Source organism: Vibrio chagasii, assembly GCF_002954585.1.
In the GTDB taxonomy this organism is placed as follows: Bacteria; Pseudomonadota; Gammaproteobacteria; order Enterobacterales; family Vibrionaceae; genus Vibrio; species Vibrio chagasii_A.
Genome location: NZ_MSCI01000002.1, coordinates 608,102 through 626,255, shown reverse-complemented (window position 1 = coordinate 626,255; position 18,154 = coordinate 608,102). Strand labels below are relative to the sequence as shown.

Genomic DNA, 18,154 nt, shown 5'->3' with positions numbered 1-18,154 from the left:
ACCTCTTAGCCTTTACTCTCTATGGTTTGAGTGTATATCAATTTGCATCACTTTGCGTCAAACAATTGCCCTGCAATTATTGACCGCGGTGATTAAGAACTGAATCCACTAAACCGTATTCTACTGCTTGATCAGCAGACATGAAATTGTCACGATCTGTATCACGCTCAACAACTTCTAGAGGCTGACCAGTGTGCTCTGCCAATAGTTTGTTTAGCTTCTGTTTGATCGTTAGGATCTCTTGCGCGTGAATCTGAATATCAGACGCTTGGCCTTGGAAACCGCCAAGTGGTTGGTGAATCATTACGCGTGAGTTTGGAAGCACGTGACGCTTACCTGGAGTACCACCCGCTAGTAAGAATGCACCCATAGAACAAGCTTGCCCAATACATACTGTGCTCACGTTTGGCTTGATGAACTGCATTGTGTCGTAGATTGACATACCAGCTGTTACGCTACCGCCCGGCGAGTTGATGTAAAGGTAGATATCTTTGTCTGGGTTTTCAGATTCCAAGAAAAGCAGTTGAGCCACGACAAGATTTGCCATGTGGTCTTCCACTTGACCTGTTAAGAAAATGATTCGTTCTTTTAATAGACGAGAATAAATATCGTAAGAACGTTCACCACGGGAAGTCTGTTCAACCACCATAGGAACTAGTGCGTCCATAATCGATGGCATTGTATTTTTTTCTTGGTAGCTCATATTCTTATGTCCCTAAAATAAATGGCCCGAATGATAAAATCATACGGACCATTGTTAGCAGAATTGTTGACCGTACGTCAACCTTCTACGTCAGATATTACTATATTAAGCAGGTTGCTGATTCATTAGCTCGTTGAAGCTAACTTCTTTATCAGAAACTTGAGCTTTAGCGATGATTGCATCAATAGCTTGCTCTTCTAGAGCAACATTGCGCATGTTGTTCATCATTTGCTCGTTTTGCTCGTAGTAAGCAATAACTTCAGATGGATCTTCGTATGCTGTAGCCATCTCTTCGATGATAGCTTTAACTTTCTCGTCGTCAGCTTTTAGCTCTTCAGTCTTGATTACTTCACCAAGTAGAAGACCTACAACTACGCGACGTTTAGCTTGCTCTTCGAACAGCTCACGTGGAAGTTGGTCAGCAGCTTCAGTGTTGCCACCGAAACGTTGAGCAGCTTGTTGACGTAGAACACCGATCTCTTGATCGATTAGAGCTGAAGGTACGTCGATGTTGTTTTCGTTAACTAGACCATCGATAGCTTGCTCTTTGATGCGGTTCTTAACAGCTTGCTTAAGCTCACGCTCCATGTTCTTACGAACTTCAGCTTTAAGACCTTCAACGCCGTCAGTTGCACCGAACTTAGCAACGAATTCTTCGTTAAGTTCTGGAAGTTCACGAGCTTCAACTTTGTTTACTTTGATTGCAAACTTAGCTGCTTTACCTTTTAGGTTTTCAGCGTGGTAATCTTCTGGGAAGTTTACGTCGATTTCGAATTCCATACCTGCTGTTTTACCAACGATACCGTCTTCAAAACCAGGGATCATGCGACCAGCGCCCATCTCTAGTGGGAAGTTCTCAGCTTTACCGCCTTCGAACTCTTCACCGTCGATAGAACCAACGAAGTCGATAGTTGCACGAGAACCAGCGTCAGCTGCAGTGTCAACTTCAGTCCAAGTTGCTTGTTGCTTACGTAGAGTTTCGATCATCTCTTCAACGTCTGCGTCTTTAACTTCTACTGCTGGCTTCTCAACAGTGATGTTTTCTAGACCTTTCAGCTCCACTTCTGGGTAAACTTCAAAAGTTGCGTTGAATACTAGGTCAGCGCCTTCGTTGTTTTCAACTGGTGCGAAAGTTGGTGCGCCAGCTGGGTTGATTTTCTCTTTAACGATCGCTTCGATGAAGTGACGTTGCATTACTTCGCCCATCACGTCTTGACGTACTGCTTTGCCGTACATTTTAGCAACCATCTTCATTGGCACTTTGCCTTTACGGAAACCATCGAAACGACGGTTTTTCGCGATGTTGCGTAGTTCAGCTGTAACTGCATCTTCGATGTTAGCAGCAGGAACAGTAATATTAAGACGGCGCTCTAGGCCTTCTAGCGTTTCAACAGTAACTTGCATTATATAAACCTCAAAACTGGCTCAGTAATCTGAGCATATGAGCCGTAACTTAGCTTTAATTCAAAAGCCGACGTTGTTGGCTGCATCCTTGTGTAGTGCTCTATCCGAACACCTAATTTAAAATCGAGCATTGATGTTTGAATTGATCATTCAACCAAACACCAGACTAATCAGCGATATCTTCATCTTCACATACTTGTTAAAAGCTCAGTTTTCACTCACTAATAAAAAGCAGCGAAGCTTGTTTTCGGAAACAAGAAAGGTATCTCCGATTAGCCTCAGGACAGAAATTTTAGACGCGACATTCTAGCGATCTGTTTAATCTCTGTCGAGCCGTTCACCTCTGCTTGATGATGAATGCTCTAAATTCGTCCAACTAAATGATACAAAAACGTTCAGAACATCACTTAGCACAACAGAAATGGGGACAATAGCGACTTTTTCAAGGGAATCGAGGGCTTTTTTTGCTAAAAACCTTAAAAAGAGATCTTGCTCTTGTTTTACCCCTCAGAGTCGATAACTTTTTCAACAATCTCCGTTACAAAGCCTTAACCTAACTCCATCTGCTGGCTCTCTATTTTCAGCAAAAACTACCGCTAATTGCTGTGATGAATGAGAGAAAGCAAGTTTTATATTGTCGCCCTGATTTAGCGGAGAACCAGCATGTTTCAAGCTTCGAGAATTCGTATCCTGTTATTGATCGCCTACAGCGTTTTGATGATCCTTGGTGGTCACTGGGTATGGAATACGAGCCATCAAAGTTTGTTAAATGATCACCAATCTAACTTAGACCGCTTTTCCGTTCACATTGCCAGTCAATTGGATAAGTTCGCTCATATCCCTGAGCTGCTTTCGAAGGATAAAGAGCTGGTTGATGCCCTGCACTCACCAAGCAACACTGCTCAAATAGAACTCACCAATCGCTATCTAGAGCACGTCAACACTGTGATTCAGGCGTCTGACACCTATTTGTTGGATAGCATAGGTACCACTATCGCAGCCAGTAACTGGAATCTAAAACATTCTTTTGTTGGGCGTAACTTTGCATTCCGTCCTTATTACCAACAAGCCATTCAAGGGCATGAAAAGCAGTACTTTGCTTTAGGTTCAACTTCAGGAAAGAGAGGCTACTATTACTCATATCCGGTCTCTTATGCTGCTGAAATCATCGGTGTTATTGTGGTAAAAATGGATTTATCTTCGATAGAAGCAAGCTGGCAAGGTAAACAGAGCTTTTTTGTCGCGGATGATAAAGACCAGATCATATTTATGTCGAGCAATCCTGAATGGCTATTCAAAAGTCTTCAGCCTCTCGATGGTGCACAACAAGCTCGCATTCGGGAGAACCAGCAATATCTCGATACCCAAATTGAAAGCCTCCACTTCTCTGGCGATCTAGAGGACGTAACCAGCAGCATTCGTTCATCTCATCCTTTAGTTAGAGAAAAGTTTTTCACCTCTTCACGCTTTCTACCTGATCCTGGATTAACGGTCAGGGTCTTCTCTCCTACACACTTGGTTTGGTGGGATTTGGTCGCCTACATGGTGGTATTGAACTTAGTATTCGCGATCATTTATCTGGTCATCCAGCTTAACCTCCATCGCCAACACCGACGCGCTCAGATAGACCGACTACAGTCTGAAGCTAACCAAAAGCTAGAGTTTCAAGTACTCGAAAGAACCTCGGAGTTGCATGGAGAGATCAAGCAACGTATCGAGACCGAGCGAGTATTGAGACACACCCAAGACGAGCTCATTCAAGCAGCCAAGCTAGCGGTATTAGGGCAGATGTCAGCCAGTATTAGCCACGAGTTGAATAACCCTCTCGCGGCCATTCGCAGCTACGCCGACAATGGGCGACTGTTTCTGGCTAAAGAGAAAATAGATCGAGTCGATAACAACTTGTCTAGGATATCAGCACTCACCGATCGCATGGCGAAAATCAGCCACCAGCTTCGTTCATTTGCTAAAAAGTCGACCGCCGAAGAGCTGCATACCTTACAAATACTGCCTGTTATTCACTCTTCTAAAGAGCTGATGAAGCCACAATTCAAAAGCGAGCGAGTTAATCTTAATGAGCTACCTGAAACCTTTGATGCCTGTGTACTCGCTAACGCCATTCAACTGGAACAGGTGATTATCAACTTGCTCACCAATGCCGTTCAGGCAATGGAAAGCCAAGACGATAAGCAATTAGCCATATTGTTAGAAATCAAAGAAACGGATGAGGCTCAAGATAACACGCTACTGATTCACATCGATGACAACGGGCCTGGCTTTACGTCTTCATCAAACGGTAACTTTTTCGAACCTTTCCACACGACAAAGAAGAACGGACTTGGGTTAGGTTTATCGATATCTCAGCAAATCATCAGTGGGATTAACGGCAAGCTCACTACAGGAACCAGTCCACAAGGTGGTGCTCGATTTAGCATAGAGTTACCGCTTGTTTTGTAATAGAAAGAACAAGAACATCAAAGACAAAAACAATAGACTGAGGCTAACCCGCAGACTTACGGCCTAGCATATGAACTCAGCGATAATCAGTTATGGAAAATTAAAGGAATAACTATGTGTCACGTCTACTTCATTGATGATGAATCTGACCTAAGAATAGCGATTGAGCAGAGTTTTGAGCTCGCGGATATTAACGCCGAATTCTTTCCCGATGCGGAATCAGCTTTGCTCGCGATTCAAGACAACGGGTTACCTCATGTGATCATTACCGATATCTGTCTACCCGGTATCTCTGGCCATGACTTGCTCAACACTGTAATGCATAAAGACACAGAGATTCCCGTCATCATGATCACAGGGCACGGTGACATCTCGATGGCAGTACAAGCGATTCAAGACGGTGCCTACGATTTTATCGAGAAACCTTTTACCAATGAGCGCTTGATAGAGACCACCAAACGCGCCATTGAAAAGCGCCAGCTTACCTTGGAAAACCTCGAGCTAAAACGCTCACTCAAAGCCAGTAAAACCCTTGGGCCAAGAATCATTGGTGATAGTCAGTCCATGACTGAGCTTCGCTCTGTGATTACCCATGTCGCCGACACCAACGCCGATATCTTGTTATTTGGCGAGACAGGCACAGGTAAAGAGCTGGTCGCACGCTCCCTACATGAGCAAAGCAGCCGCAGAGAACAAAACTTTGTCGCTGTAAACTGTGGCGCCGTTCCTGAAAACCTAATTGAGAGTGAGCTCTACGGCCATGAAAAAGGTGCATTCACAGGTGCAGAGAGTAAACGAGTGGGTAAGTTTGAGTTTGCTCAAGGTGGAACCCTGTTCTTGGATGAAATAGAGTCCATGCCGATGCAAGCACAGATACGCCTGCTGCGCGTGTTACAAGAGCGAGTGATTGAACGCATTGGATCTAACCAGTTACTCCCTTTGGATATACGCGTCATTGCTGCTACCAAAGTAGACCTTAAGAGAGCCGCTACGGAAGGCACTTTTAGACAAGACCTCTACTATCGTCTTAATGTTGTAACTCTTGATTTGCCGCCACTTCGTAGCCGTAAAGAGGATATCGCTACCCTCTTCCACCACTTTTTACTGGTTGCCGCAGCTCGCTATGGCAAAACCGCACAGGCACTTCCACGCAGCGACCTTCACAAGCTCATCACCCATGACTGGCCGGGAAACGTACGAGAACTGAGGAATACCGCTGAACGCTTTATCTTACTTGGTAAACTTGCACAGCTGGGAGATACGGTTGAACAGGAATGCTGTCCTAGCCTCGCTGATCAGGTCGCAAGGTTTGAAAAGTCCGTCATTGAGCAAGCTTTGAGCGATAACGAAGGCAGTATCAAGCTAACAATGGAGCTGCTTAACGTACCGCGTAAAACGCTCTACGACAAGATGCAACGCTACCACATCGACAAAGACGATTTTAAGTAATGAACGACCTTCTGCAGATTTAGGCTCTAAGTTGGCAGAGATGCATCAGCTCAACCATACTTTCATTATCTAATTAACAACACAAATACAGTTAGGTCATGAACGAGAAAACAACAGTTCCTGCGATATCCGATACCGTTTTGATCGATGGGCATTACGAAGAAGAGAAGCGTTCGGGGCGCGAGCGACGAAAAAGTAACGTTCGTTGGAAAGGTTACGACAGAAGAAACAAAACCTCTCGTCGTGATCCAGGCAACAAAATAGATGAAAAGGTTTAACTTTTCATCTATTCATTGATGGTAAGGCTGCAAATAATTGTGTTATTTAGTGATGATTTCCGGCCCCATCAAGGTGGTTGGTAACCAAGTTGATACCCAAGGCACGTAAGTTACGATTATCAAGAACAAGAACATCACACCAACCCACGGCAGCGCCGCCTTCACTACATTCATCATCGACATCTTGGCGACACCAGCTGTCACAAATAGGTTAAGCCCAACAGGCGGCGTTATCATGCCAATTTCCATGTTAACGACCATCATGATACCAAGGTGAATTGGGTCAATACCCAACGCAATCGCGATAGGGAAAACCAGTGGTGCAACAATGATCAATAGACCTGATGGCTCCATGAACTGACCACCAATCAACAGGAGTACGTTCACCACAATCAAGAAGGTGATTGGGCCAAGACCCGCCGATAACATAGATTCTGTGATCATCTGTGGAATACGTTCTTCTGTTAGAACGTGCTTCAGAATCAGAGCGTTCGCAATGATAAACAGCAGCATGATCGTCAGCTTACCCGCGTCATACAGCGTATCTTTGGTATCTTTGTGGAAGAAGGTTTGGAACACTTTAATTATCGCTGGCTTGGTATTGTTCTTATCAGCGAATGGTCCCATGTCCTTATAGACAAAGTTCGCGATAAAGAAGGCGTACACCGCTGCCACAGCCGCCGCTTCTGTTGGTGTAAAGATACCACCGTAAATACCACCAAGGATGATTACGATAAGCAGCAAGCCCCAACTCGCGTCTTTCGCAGCATCAAACATTTCACCCCAACCAACAAATGGTTGTGCTGGGATCTTCTTAATGCGAGCTGCAATGTAGATAGCAATCATCAGCATCACGCCAGCCAGTAAGCCCGGGATCACGCCACCAAGGAACATACGACCTACCGATACATCGGTTGCTGCTGCGTAAACCACCATTACGATTGATGGCGGAATCAAGATACCCAAAGTACCTGCATTACAGATAACACCTGCTGCAAACTCTTTTGAGTAACCATTTTTAATCATACCTGCGATAACGATACTACCGATTGCCACTACCGTTGCTGGTGAAGAGCCAGACAGTGCCGCAAACATCATACACGCGACAACCGACGCCATTGCCAGACCGCCGCGGAACCAACCTACCATTGCGATTGCAAAACGGATGATTCGCTTTGCAACGCCGCCCGTAGACATAAAGCTAGACGCTAAAATGAAGAACGGGATTGCTAACAAAGTGTAGTGACCCGCAAACGCGTTAAACAGGGTTTGCGCCACTGAAGCAAGCGATGCGTCTGAGTGCATCAACAAAAACAGAATACTGGATAGACCCAGTGAGATAGCAATCGGCACGCCCACCAGCATGAAAGCGATTACCATCAAGAATAGAAATAACATCGCCATGATTAGTCGTCCTTGCTTTTCGATTGTTGATTAGATGGCTTTGAGTCTTCCGCTTTCACGGAGTTTTGCGAATCCAATACTGCAGTCGCGTCTTCGTTAGAACCCGCAAGCACATCTGCTTTTAACGCATCCAGCTCTTCTTCAGCTTCATGACCTGCAATCATGCGGTCGAGTTTGCCAGTCACAACTTGGTAAGAAATTTGGATGAATCGGAACGTTAGTAATGCCATACCAATTGGCAGCGCCATGTAAGGAATAAAGCGTGGCAACTTTTCGTATCGCTCACCTTCATTCAGCCAGTCAGCAAGAAACTGCAGCATCTCTGGCATTGGGATATCATCGGTTTCATACCATGCGCGATCGGTCGCGAATGGGTACCAATAGTTCCATGAACCAATGAGAAGTAAGATTGAAAAGGCAAGGCAACTAGTGACGGCAATTAACGCGTACACTTTACGTAGCTTTTCAGGGGCAAGGTTGATGATGACATCAACGCCAATGTGGAAGTGTTTTTTAACGCCGTAAGAAGCGCCAACTAACACCATCCACGCAAACATGAATACGGTGAGTTCCAATGCCCATAAAATGTTGTCATTGAACGCGTATCGAAATACCACGTTCGCAAAAGTTAATAGGGTCATTGCACCCAGAAAGAAGGCTATTAAAGACTCTTCAATTAAATCGGTGACTCTTCCGACTTTGGAAAATAAAGACTGTTCCATTTGAGACTGTTCCATAAAATGCTCCGCTTATAATTGTTTTAATAAAGGGCGGCGGTAGGGAGCCGCCACCCAATAGCGGTATTACTGGTTAGAAGCCAGTGCAGCTTCGATTAGATCAGAGCCGATGTCTTTCTCAAACTTCTTCCATACTGGTTGAAGCGCTGTTACCCAAGCTTGACGCTGTTCAGGTGTCAGAGTACGAACCTCACCATCCGCTTCGATGATGTTGTTTTTATTCGCTAGGTTAACTTTTGAAGACTCAGCGTTACGTGTCTCAGAAACTTCTTTAACAATCGTGTTTAGCTGTTCACGTACGTCTTTAGGTAAGCCTTTCCAGAAGTCGTTCGACGTTACAACTAGGTAATCCAGAATACCGTGGTTGGTTTCTGTTACGCCGTCTTGTACTTCGAAGAATTTCTTACCGTAGATGTTAGACCAAGTGTTCTCTTGACCGTCGATAACTTTAGTTTGCAGGCCGCCGTATACTTCTTTGAACGACATCTTCTGTGGGTTAGCACCTAACTGCTCAAATTGTGCAACCAGTACATCAGACGCTTGAACACGGAACTTCAAGCCTTCCGCATCTTCAGGGCTGATAAGCGGCTTGTTTGCAGACATCTGCTTCATGCCATTATGCCAGAATGCCAAGCCTTGAAGACCACGACGCTTCATTGCATTCTTCAGCTTTTCACCAGATTCTGAGTTTTGGAAACGGTCAACAGCGTCAACATCTTCAAATAGGAACGGAAGGTCAAAAATGCGGTATTTCTTAGTGAACTTCTCAAATTTAGACAGCGAAGGCGCCGCCATTTGAACATCACCGTTTAACAGGGCTTCCAGTACCTTGTTGTCATCGTAAAGCGTTGAGTTAGGGAAAACTTGCATACAAGCTTTACCATTCATTTCCGTGTTTACTCGCTCTTCAAGTAGAGAAGCAGCGATGCCTTTCGGGTGCTTATCCGTGTTAGTTACATGACTGAATTTAATCACGATTTCACCTGGGTCACAGTTTGCAGCAGCATTAAAACTGGTGAGTGCCAGAGCAGATACAGACAGCAGGGTAAGAGGCTTAAACATTATTATTCTCCTTAGTAAACAAAGCAGCCCTTCAATGGGAACTGCGTGCTTTCACTAAGGCAATTAGCGCGCCATATTGACACAAACCATTAACAACCCTTTAACCATAAGGCTTGACAATATCGAGTCGCTCACCAGTCAGCTCAGCTAATAATATTAATGGGTGGAAAATGACCCATAGAATATTTATAAATGGGTGAGAGTTGACCAAACTATCAATGATGAAATAGAGGTTTAGAGGACAAATAGAGGTAAGGAGGAAAAATAAAGGCCACCACTTCGGTCAACAAAGTGGTAGCCTTAATAGAGATTCTCCAGAACTGGCTATCTCAATAGGATATTGAAATATTATCTGAATCAGATGATTACGAGTCCTGCATACGCTTTTTTAGTCGTGCTAAATCAATAGCACTTGAACGTACCGTCAGCTTAATACACTCGTAGTCGTACTCTTCTTTCACCACGCTCATGTTAGAGCGGATCTCACCGATGATGCCTTGTCCAGAATAAGGAATCGTGATTTCCTCTTCGATCATTCCTTGCTCTGCTACACCCACGATGTATTTATGAAGCTTGGTAATATCCAGTGGGTCGCGAGTTGACGTCAGCATCGCATCTGGGAATTCGTCCATCAACGCAAGCTGCTGCTCTTCACTCAATCTATCACACTTGTTCAGTACCAAGAGTTTTTCACTGTCTTCAACACCAACTTGCGCCAATACTTCGTGTACCACATCGAGCTGAGCGCGGAATGAAGCGTCAGATGCATCAACCACATAAAGCAGCAAGGACGCATCATGCGCTTCTGCGAGCGTTGAGTGGAATGAAGCAACCAGATCATGTGGCAGCTTCTTGATGAAGCCAACCGTATCTGACACTAGGATACGCGGCTGAGTGATCGGCTGAAGCGCACGAACCGTGGTGTCTAGGGTTGCGAATAACTTGTCTTCACCACTTACTTCGGTTGCGGTCATTGCACGCATCATCGAAGATTTACCCGCATTGGTGTAACCGACTAGAGCAACGGTGAAAAGCTCCGAACGCTTAGTGCGTCGATTCTTCATTTCATCTTGTACGCTTACCAGCTCACGCTTAAGCGCAGCAATTTGGTCGCGTACTTTACGACGGTCAAGCTCTAGTGAGGTTTCACCAGCACCCTGACCCATTTGACGTTCTTTGTCACCGTCGGCTGTTTCACGAAGTCGAGGTACTAAGTAATTTAGGCGAGCGATTTCAACTTGCAGACGTGCGGTACGAGTACGGGCGTGGCGACTGAAGATTTCGATGATGATACCGGTGCGGTCAAACACCTCGACACCCAAGTGAGCTTCCACGTTACGCAGTTGAGAAGGGCTCAAATCACAGTCAAATACCACAACATCAGCAGTACCAAACTCCATCTCTTCAGATGGCAGATCATCAAAATCGAGTTCATCAATACCAGCATGAAAATCAAACGATTCATCGATGAAATCTTCGTCTTCCACTTCTTGAATCGAACCTTGGTAACCGGTTAGGTGAGCAATTTCTGCAAGCTTACCGGCACCCAACACGTTTTGTCGTTGGGTGGAACTGTGGTGTTGTGACTGAGTACCGACCACTTTAAACCCTAAGGTTGTCACTAATCGAGCAAGTTCAGCAAGAGACTCTTTTGCTTCGTCACCTTTAAAATCAGGTGTCGTAATAGAGATAAGTAGAGCGTTACTAGCGGAGGATTTTGCTGTTAGTTTCATGTTTTATTCTGTCTATGCACAAAAGTGCACCTAGTATTGGGTCTAAAGTAGCGCGATCCTACGCTGTTCTCAGTCCGCTTTATAGAGCTAACCGTGACTAATTGGCGATATTATTTAAGTTAATCTACTTATCTCGTTTATCCCTCTGTTTTCATGAGGAAATAAAACGAGCTAAAACAACAAAAAGGCAGCATCACATTATCAATTACGAATTGGTGATACTGCCTTGTTCTAAGCTTAGCCTTTAATTGATCGACTGACTCAAAAACTAGAAATCAATTCTCGCTTCGGTCTGCGCATCAAAGAATACCGCCTTTGATAAGTCAAAATGCAGCGGTGCCATCTGCCCTACCGACACTTCAAATTCCGGTGATAAGCGACACGCCACTTCTTGGTCGTTCACTTTCACCATCGCAATCGTATCTGGCCCTGTCGGTTCTAGCACTTCCAACTGCAAGTCCAGTTTAGTGGTTGCCGACAGATCATCTCCTTGTTGCTCGGTAATATGTTCAGGGCGCAGTCCAATCACCACTTCTTTACCATCTTGTTCGCGCATGCTTTGCGGCAGACGAATATGGTGTTCCTGATCAGCGGTACCAATAACCTTAATGATCGGGTTCTGCTCCTCGTCGAGATCCACCATAGTCTTGATGAAGTTCATCGATGGTGACCCCATAAAGCCTGCCACAAACATGTTGCTTGGCTTGGTATAGATCTCTTGTGGTGTGCCTAACTGCTGCAATTCACCATCTTTCATTACTGCAATTCGGTCAGCCAGCGTCATCGCCTCGATTTGATCGTGGGTTACATAAACAATCGTGGTGTTCAGCTTTTGATGTAGGCGCTTAATCTGATGGCGCATTTCCACACGCAGCTTGGCATCCAAGTTAGAAAGCGGCTCATCGAATAGATACAGCTTAGGACGGCGAGCCAAAGCACGCCCCATTGCGACACGTTGACGTTGACCACCCGATAGCTGTGATGGTTTACGATCCAGCAGTTGTTCGATTTGCAGCATTTCAGCGACGCGATTCACTTCAGCATCGATCTCGTCCTGCGGCATCTTGCGAATCTTCAAGCCAAAGGCGATATTGCCGCGTACCGTCATGTTTGGGTATAGCGCGTATGACTGGAACACCATCGCGATGTCGCGGTCTTTAGGTTCAACCTGAGCCACGTCGACACCATCAATCACGATTTCACCTGAACTAATGTTTTCTAACCCAGCAATTGTGTTCATTAGGGTGGATTTTCCACACCCCGAAGGGCCGACAAGTATCAAGAACTCCCCCGAATCGATACTAATGTCGATGCCCTTTAACGTTTCGTTGTCCGCGTTGCGATAGGTTTTACGGATCTGTTTTAAATCTAATGTTGCCATGAGTAATTATCCTTTTACTGATCCTGCCGTTAGGCCACGAACAAAATATTTTCCTGCGAAGACATACACCAACAATGTTGGCAGTGCGGCGATGATCGCAGCAGCCATATCGACGTTGTACTCTTTAACGCCCGTACTGGTGTTGACTAAGTTGTTTAATGCCACGGTGATCGGCTGAGTCTCTGAGCCTGAATACACCACCCCGAATAAAAAATCATTCCAGATTGCAGTGAACTGCCAGATCACCGTCACCATGATGATGGGTGTAGAGATTGGTAGTAAGATTTTGAAGAATATGGTAAAGAAGCCCGCTCCATCCAGTTTTGCCGCTTTGATCAACTCATCAGGAATCGAGATATAGAAGTTACGGAAAAACAGCGTCGTAAACGCCATACCGTAGATAACGTGCACAAGTACTAGACCCACCGTGGTGTTTGCTAAACCCATCTTGCCCAGTACGGTCGCCATTGGTAACAGCACCACTTGGAATGGAATAAAGCAACCGAACAGCAGCAAGCTAAAGAACAGGTTTGAACCGCGGAACTGCCACTTAGTGACCACGTAGCCATTGAATGCACCCAGTAGCGTTGAGATAGCTACCGCAGGAATCACCATTTGGAACGAGTTCCAGAAATAGCCTTTCACCCCTTCACACTTCACGCCAGTACAAGCGCTGTCCCACGCTTTATACCAAGCATCAAACACCCACTCTTTGGGTAAACTCATCAAGTTACCTGCCTTGATGTCTGGTAAGGTTTTAAATGAGGTTAGTACCATTACAAACAGTGGCATGAGATAAACCAAGCAGAAGAAAAGCAGCGCCGAATAGATAAACATTCGAGCAAAGTTGATGTTGTTCATCATGACTTTTTCTCCCTAAGCTCAGAGTAAAGATACGGCACCAGAATCGCTAGAATACCGGCTAGCATCATCATGGCACTGGCAGCGCCGAGGCCTATTTGTCCACGTGTGAATGAGTGTGCGTACATGAATAGCGCGGGAAGATCCGATGAATAACCTGGGCCACCTGCCGTCATTGCTGTCACAAGGTCGAAGCTCTTAATCGCAATGTGTGAAGTAATGATCACCGCACTGAAAACCACAGGTCGCAAGCAAGGTAAAATGATTTTGAGATAAATAGTGGGTAGACTAGCACCGTCAATTTGCGCCGCTTTAATGATCGAAGAATCGATACCACGCAGGCCAGCTAAGAACATCGCCATCACAAAGCCTGACGACTGCCAAAGTGCGGCAATCACTAATGTGTAGACTGCCATTTCAGAGTCGACCAACCAATCGAATTTAAAGTCGGTAAAGCCCCAATCTTGCATCAACTTTTCAATACCTAGACCCGGATTCAGAATCCACTTCCAAGCGGTACCCGTCACGATAAATGATAGTGCCATCGGGTAGAGGTAGATGGTACGAATCGCGCCTTCTTGCCGGATGTTCTGGTCAAGCAAAATCGCTAAACCGACTCCCAATACGATAGCAATCACCATAAATAGGATCCCAAACACACCGAGGTTAGTGATTGAGGTGATCCAGCGATCGTTTTCCATCAGCTTTTCATATTGAGCAAAGCCAACAAAATTGAAGCTAGGTAGAAATCGAGAATTAGTAAATGACAGCGCTGCTGTCCAGAATATGTAGCCGTAGATACATACCACGGTCACCAACGCGGTCGGTGCCAGCACAACCTTAGGTAACCAATGTTGTAACCTGTCAGCAAAACTGGGCTTTGGTGCAGGCTGGCTCCTTGTCGGTTTTGGAGTCGACTCAGTCAAAACATGCTCCATAACTTTTCCTTGTTGCACAATTGAGCCAATGGCTTACCTCTCGGCACCACATCAGCATCACGCATATCAGAATTGAGGTGAAGAGCGGATAGGCTCCCTACGAACCTACCCACCCTGGGGGTTAGGGATAAGCAACATACTCAGCAACTCGCGTTCTGTTCATGTTGCTTATCAAGCTAGCTTAGATAGCCGCTTTTACTGCTTTCGCTAACTTAGTTGCAGCCTCTTTAGGATCAGCATCTTTCTCATTGAAGAAGTTAGTCACAACGTCATAGATGGCGCCTTGGGCATAACTTGTTGTAGATAGGCCGTGAGCCATACTCGGTACAAGGTCACCAGATTCCGCACTCGCTTTGAAGGTTGCCATTGAGTCCAACGCACATTGGTCGAATTTAGACATATCCATATCAAGACGTACTGGAATCGAACCTTTGTTTAGGTTGAAGACCTCTTGGAAGTCTTTAGTAAGAATGGTTTTCGCAAGATCTTGTTGCGCTTTTTGATTCTCTTTATCGCCTAGCTCGAAGAAAGCAAAGCTATCGATATTGAAGGTAAATTGGCCGTCAGTACCCGGAGCTGGTGCACAAATGTAGTCTTTGCCTGGCACTTTACCTGCAGCGGTAAACTCGCCCTTCGCCCAGTCACCCATGATCTGCATTGCCGCTTCACCATTGATAACCATTGAAGTTGCTACGTTCCAGTCACGACCTGGAGAGTTGCTGTCAATGTAATCACGCATCTTTTTGAACTTGGTGAATACGTCCACCATTTTGTCGCCAGATAAGACGTCCATATCTAGATCAACGAACGCTTTGTTGTAGTCTTCACTGCCAAGTACATCAAGTGCCACAGCCTCGAAGACAGTTGCGTCTTGCCAAGGTTGGCCACCATGCGCCAAAGGAATAAAACCTGCTGCTTTGATCTTATCTGCTGCAACAAAGAATTCATCTAATGTGGTTGGAACCGTCACACCTGATTTTTCGAGTACTTCTGGGTTTGCCCAAAGCCAGTTAACACGGTGAACGTTCACAGGAACCGCTACGTACTCGCCGTCCCATTTCATTACTTTGGTAACAACAGCAGGAAGTAAGTCATCCCACTTTTCTTGTTTCGCAGTTGCATCGAGAGACGTTAGAAAACCTAAACCACCCCACTCCTGAATATCATGACCTTTGATCTGCGCTGCAGATGGCGGATTGCCAGATACTGCTCGTGTTTTTAAAACGGTCATCGCACTTTCACCGCCGCCACCAGCAACAGCGAAATCTTTCCAAGTATGACCTTGTTCTTCAATCATCTCTTTAAGTACTGCGGCGGATTTAGCTTCACCGCCAGCAGTCCACCAGTGAAGCACTTCTACTTCACCAGCTTGAGAAAATGTTGAGGCAGCAAGAAGAGATAGAGTAAGTAGGGTTTTATTGATTTTCATTATAATCTTCCATGTTTAGCGGACTCGACGCCCGGTTCAATAAAGAGTCTACTTATTCTGATTTATAAGATTGAAACAAAAGGTAAGCCCAATGTAACACAATTGTTACATTACACTTCTAGGCCACGTGGGATATAGACTTTGGCTTCTAAGCCACCTTGAGGGGAGTTGCGAATAATGAGATCTCCGCCGTGTCCGTGCAGGATATTTCGACAGATTCCAAGCCCTAAACCGTGTCCTTGATCGTCGGTCGCAAGCCTAAAGTAGGGTTCAAACACCAACTCAAGTTTGTCTTCTGGGATTCCTTCGCCGTGGTCCTGAATCGTCACGATGACCCACACAGAATCGCTACTGATATCGACATTCGCGGATGTGCCGTATTTCACTGCATTATCGATAAGATTGGTCAGCACACGTTTAATCGCTAACGGCTTAGCGACTAACGGCTCAACTACGATGGGTTCAAACTCTACTAAGGTTTGATGCTGGTTATGCGACTCTATAACCGAAGCAACCATGTCATTAAGGTCAATAATAGCGTTGTTTTCGTGAAGGTCTGTATCTCTTACGGCTTGCAGAGCACCTTTGACCATCATCTCTAGCTCATCTAAATCCTTGTTAAACTTCTCTTTCTTAACTTCGCTTTCCAACAGCTCAGCTCTGAGTCTCAGTCGAGTGATCGGTGTCTTTAAATCATGAGAGATAGCTGAGAAGAGATGTTCTCTATCGGCCACATAACGACGAATACGCTGCTGCATGCGATTAAACGCCCGAGTCGCAGTGACCAATTCAGTCGCCCCCTCCTCGTTAAGTGGCGGCTGCTGGATATCCATACTCATCTCGTTAGCAGCCCTTGCGAGCTTTTTAAGCGGGCGCACTTGGCGGCGAATCATTAAGTAGGTCAACACCAGCAGAATCAACGTTGAAGAGAGCAAAAAGATCACCTGCTCACGACCAAGAATAGTGTCATCCAGTTTGACATAGGGTGCAGGCAACAGCGCCGCAATATAGACCCACTCATGGCTGGCTAGCTCGATTTGAACAACCAGAATTGGCGGATTAAGCGGCTCTAAGGTTAAGGTATGATGCGCCCACGATCGCGGGAGATCGCTCAAGTAGATATCATTTTTAAGCAAGCGAAGATGTTCTGGGCGAGAGAAATCGACACGAACTGACTCCACCTTATTAAGCTTGCTACTCAAGACACTCTCTATCGCTTCTATCGATGCGGTTTTCAAGCGGGTATCGGGGATTGGTTCAACAATCAAAGCCTCTTTATTGAAAGAGACGAAGAATCGCGTCCCGCCCATGTTACGAATTTGGTCTAACACGATATGGCGATATTTGACGGGCAGAGACTGGAAGAAAGTCACTGTTGAGGCAAACATGTTCGCCATGCTCGAAGAAGCAGAACGAATACCTTCTAGTTCTTTTTGTTTGGATTCGATATACCAAATCGACGTTGCAATGCCTTGCGCAATGACGACGGCTAACAAGGTCAAAAGCAAAGTTCGAGCAACCAAGGAGTTTGGCTTTAAACTTCTCAACCACTTCATACGGACTTCTTACTCAGTGCTCATAATGCACAGGTACAGCCAATATATAGCCGTTGCCACGCATGGTTTTGATGTAGTGCGGATATTTAGCGCTATCACCCAGTCGGCTTCGCAAACGACTTAATTGAACATCAATTCCACGCTCGAAAGGCAGCGCTTCACGTCCTCTGGTCGCAAAAGAGATAGTGTCTCGGTCTAACACCTCATTGGGGCGAGTAAGGAACAGCATTAACAGTGAAAAATCACTGCCCGACAAGTCCATCTCTTCAGCGCTTTCATTGTGTGAGATTCGGTGCGCAAGTGTATCTAGCGTCCAATCACCAAAGATGATCTGTTTAGGCAATGCATCACTCGGCTTGTCATCAACCACTTGAACACGGCGTAACAGAGCTTTGATGCGAGCCATTAATTGGCGTGGGCTAAACGGCTTAGCAATGTAGTCATCAGCACCAATTTCTAAGCCAATAATCTGATCGGTTTCATCCGATACCGCAGTCAGCATTATGATAGGTACATTGGAATTTTTGCGAACGCGCTGACACAAGGTAAAACCATCGTCCCCGGGAAGCATTACATCGAGAAGTATCAGGTCAGGATAACCTTGGCTTTGTAGATGAGTTTCTAGTTCAGCCCCATCTCCAACCGAAGAGACATCGAAGCCCGATTTTGAAAGGTACTCTTCCAGCAACTCGCGGATTTCTTGATCATCATCCACCACGAGAATTCGAGTGTTTGTTGGCATCGCCCAAACCTATTAAATTT

Annotated in this window: 15 protein-coding genes and 1 pseudogene; 3 read left to right on the top strand and 13 right to left on the bottom strand. The window is 45.5% G+C overall.

Going from position 1 to position 18,154, the window contains the following annotated elements:
- Positions 1 to 76: 76 nt before the first annotated feature.
- The 3 genes and pseudogenes from clpP to BTO10_RS23870 all read right to left on the bottom strand — a co-directional run.
- Positions 77 to 703 (bottom strand): ATP-dependent Clp endopeptidase proteolytic subunit ClpP, encoded by a 627-nt coding sequence (clpP, locus tag BTO10_RS10970; protein WP_105024545.1) that lies wholly within the window; start codon positions 701 to 703, stop codon positions 77 to 79.
- Between the two features lie 105 nt (positions 704 to 808).
- On the bottom strand, positions 809 to 2,107 hold the full coding sequence (gene tig, locus BTO10_RS10965) for a trigger factor (protein ID WP_004739926.1): 1,299 nt from the start codon (positions 2,105 to 2,107) through the stop codon (positions 809 to 811).
- 318 nt (positions 2,108 to 2,425) lie between these two features.
- Positions 2,426 to 2,608: pseudogene (locus tag BTO10_RS23870) on the bottom strand (hypothetical protein); the annotation flags it as partial.
- 162 nt (positions 2,609 to 2,770) lie between these two features.
- Here BTO10_RS23870 and BTO10_RS10960 point away from each other — a divergent pair.
- The 3 genes from BTO10_RS10960 to BTO10_RS10950 all read left to right on the top strand — a co-directional run bounded on the left by BTO10_RS10960 (position 2,771) and on the right by BTO10_RS10950 (position 6,291).
- Positions 2,771 to 4,564, top strand: coding sequence for a sensor histidine kinase (locus BTO10_RS10960; RefSeq protein WP_105024544.1), 1,794 nt, complete (start codon positions 2,771 to 2,773; stop codon positions 4,562 to 4,564).
- 114 nt (positions 4,565 to 4,678) lie between these two features.
- A complete protein-coding gene (locus tag BTO10_RS10955; RefSeq protein WP_105024543.1) occupies positions 4,679 to 6,013 on the top strand; it encodes a sigma-54-dependent transcriptional regulator in 1,335 nt (444 codons plus the stop codon).
- A gap of 98 nt (positions 6,014 to 6,111) precedes the next feature.
- Positions 6,112 to 6,291, top strand: a complete 180-nt coding sequence (locus BTO10_RS10950) for a hypothetical protein (protein WP_063523574.1) — start codon at positions 6,112 to 6,114, stop codon at positions 6,289 to 6,291.
- Between the two features lie 42 nt (positions 6,292 to 6,333).
- Here the strand turns inward: BTO10_RS10950 and BTO10_RS10945 are convergent, their stop codons facing one another.
- The 10 genes from BTO10_RS10945 to BTO10_RS10900 all read right to left on the bottom strand — a co-directional run bounded on the left by BTO10_RS10945 (position 6,334) and on the right by BTO10_RS10900 (position 18,134).
- Positions 6,334 to 7,695: a TRAP transporter large permease gene (locus BTO10_RS10945; RefSeq protein WP_004739921.1), complete on the bottom strand. Its 1,362-nt coding sequence runs from the start codon at positions 7,693 to 7,695 to the stop codon at positions 6,334 to 6,336.
- A 2-nt stretch (positions 7,696 to 7,697) separates the two neighbouring features.
- Positions 7,698 to 8,432, bottom strand: coding sequence for a TRAP transporter small permease (locus BTO10_RS10940; RefSeq protein ID WP_105024542.1), 735 nt, complete (start codon positions 8,430 to 8,432; stop codon positions 7,698 to 7,700).
- A gap of 66 nt (positions 8,433 to 8,498) precedes the next feature.
- Complete coding sequence (locus BTO10_RS10935; protein ID WP_105024541.1) at positions 8,499 to 9,494, bottom strand: TRAP transporter substrate-binding protein; 996 nt, start codon at positions 9,492 to 9,494, stop codon at positions 8,499 to 8,501.
- A 365-nt stretch (positions 9,495 to 9,859) separates the two neighbouring features.
- A complete protein-coding gene (hflX, locus tag BTO10_RS10930) occupies positions 9,860 to 11,227 on the bottom strand; it encodes a GTPase HflX (protein WP_105024540.1) in 1,368 nt (455 codons plus the stop codon).
- A 268-nt stretch (positions 11,228 to 11,495) separates the two neighbouring features.
- Entirely contained in the window at positions 11,496 to 12,608 is a 1,113-nt protein-coding gene (locus BTO10_RS10925) for an ABC transporter ATP-binding protein (RefSeq protein WP_004739916.1), read from the bottom strand.
- 6 nt (positions 12,609 to 12,614) lie between these two features.
- Entirely contained in the window at positions 12,615 to 13,472 is an 858-nt protein-coding gene (locus BTO10_RS10920; RefSeq protein ID WP_008218366.1) for a carbohydrate ABC transporter permease, read from the bottom strand.
- On the bottom strand, positions 13,469 to 14,407 hold the full coding sequence (locus tag BTO10_RS10915; protein WP_105024539.1) for a carbohydrate ABC transporter permease: 939 nt from the start codon (positions 14,405 to 14,407) through the stop codon (positions 13,469 to 13,471). Before BTO10_RS10915 ends, BTO10_RS10920 begins: the two co-directional genes overlap by 4 nt.
- A 181-nt stretch (positions 14,408 to 14,588) precedes the next feature.
- A complete protein-coding gene (locus BTO10_RS10910) occupies positions 14,589 to 15,836 on the bottom strand; it encodes an ABC transporter substrate-binding protein (RefSeq protein ID WP_105024538.1) in 1,248 nt (415 codons plus the stop codon).
- A gap of 110 nt (positions 15,837 to 15,946) precedes the next feature.
- Positions 15,947 to 17,392, bottom strand: a complete 1,446-nt coding sequence (locus BTO10_RS10905; RefSeq protein ID WP_105024537.1) for an ATP-binding protein — start codon at positions 17,390 to 17,392, stop codon at positions 15,947 to 15,949.
- A 13-nt stretch (positions 17,393 to 17,405) separates the two neighbouring features.
- Entirely contained in the window at positions 17,406 to 18,134 is a 729-nt protein-coding gene (locus tag BTO10_RS10900) for a response regulator (RefSeq protein ID WP_032549618.1), read from the bottom strand.
- Positions 18,135 to 18,154: the final 20 nt, after the last annotated feature.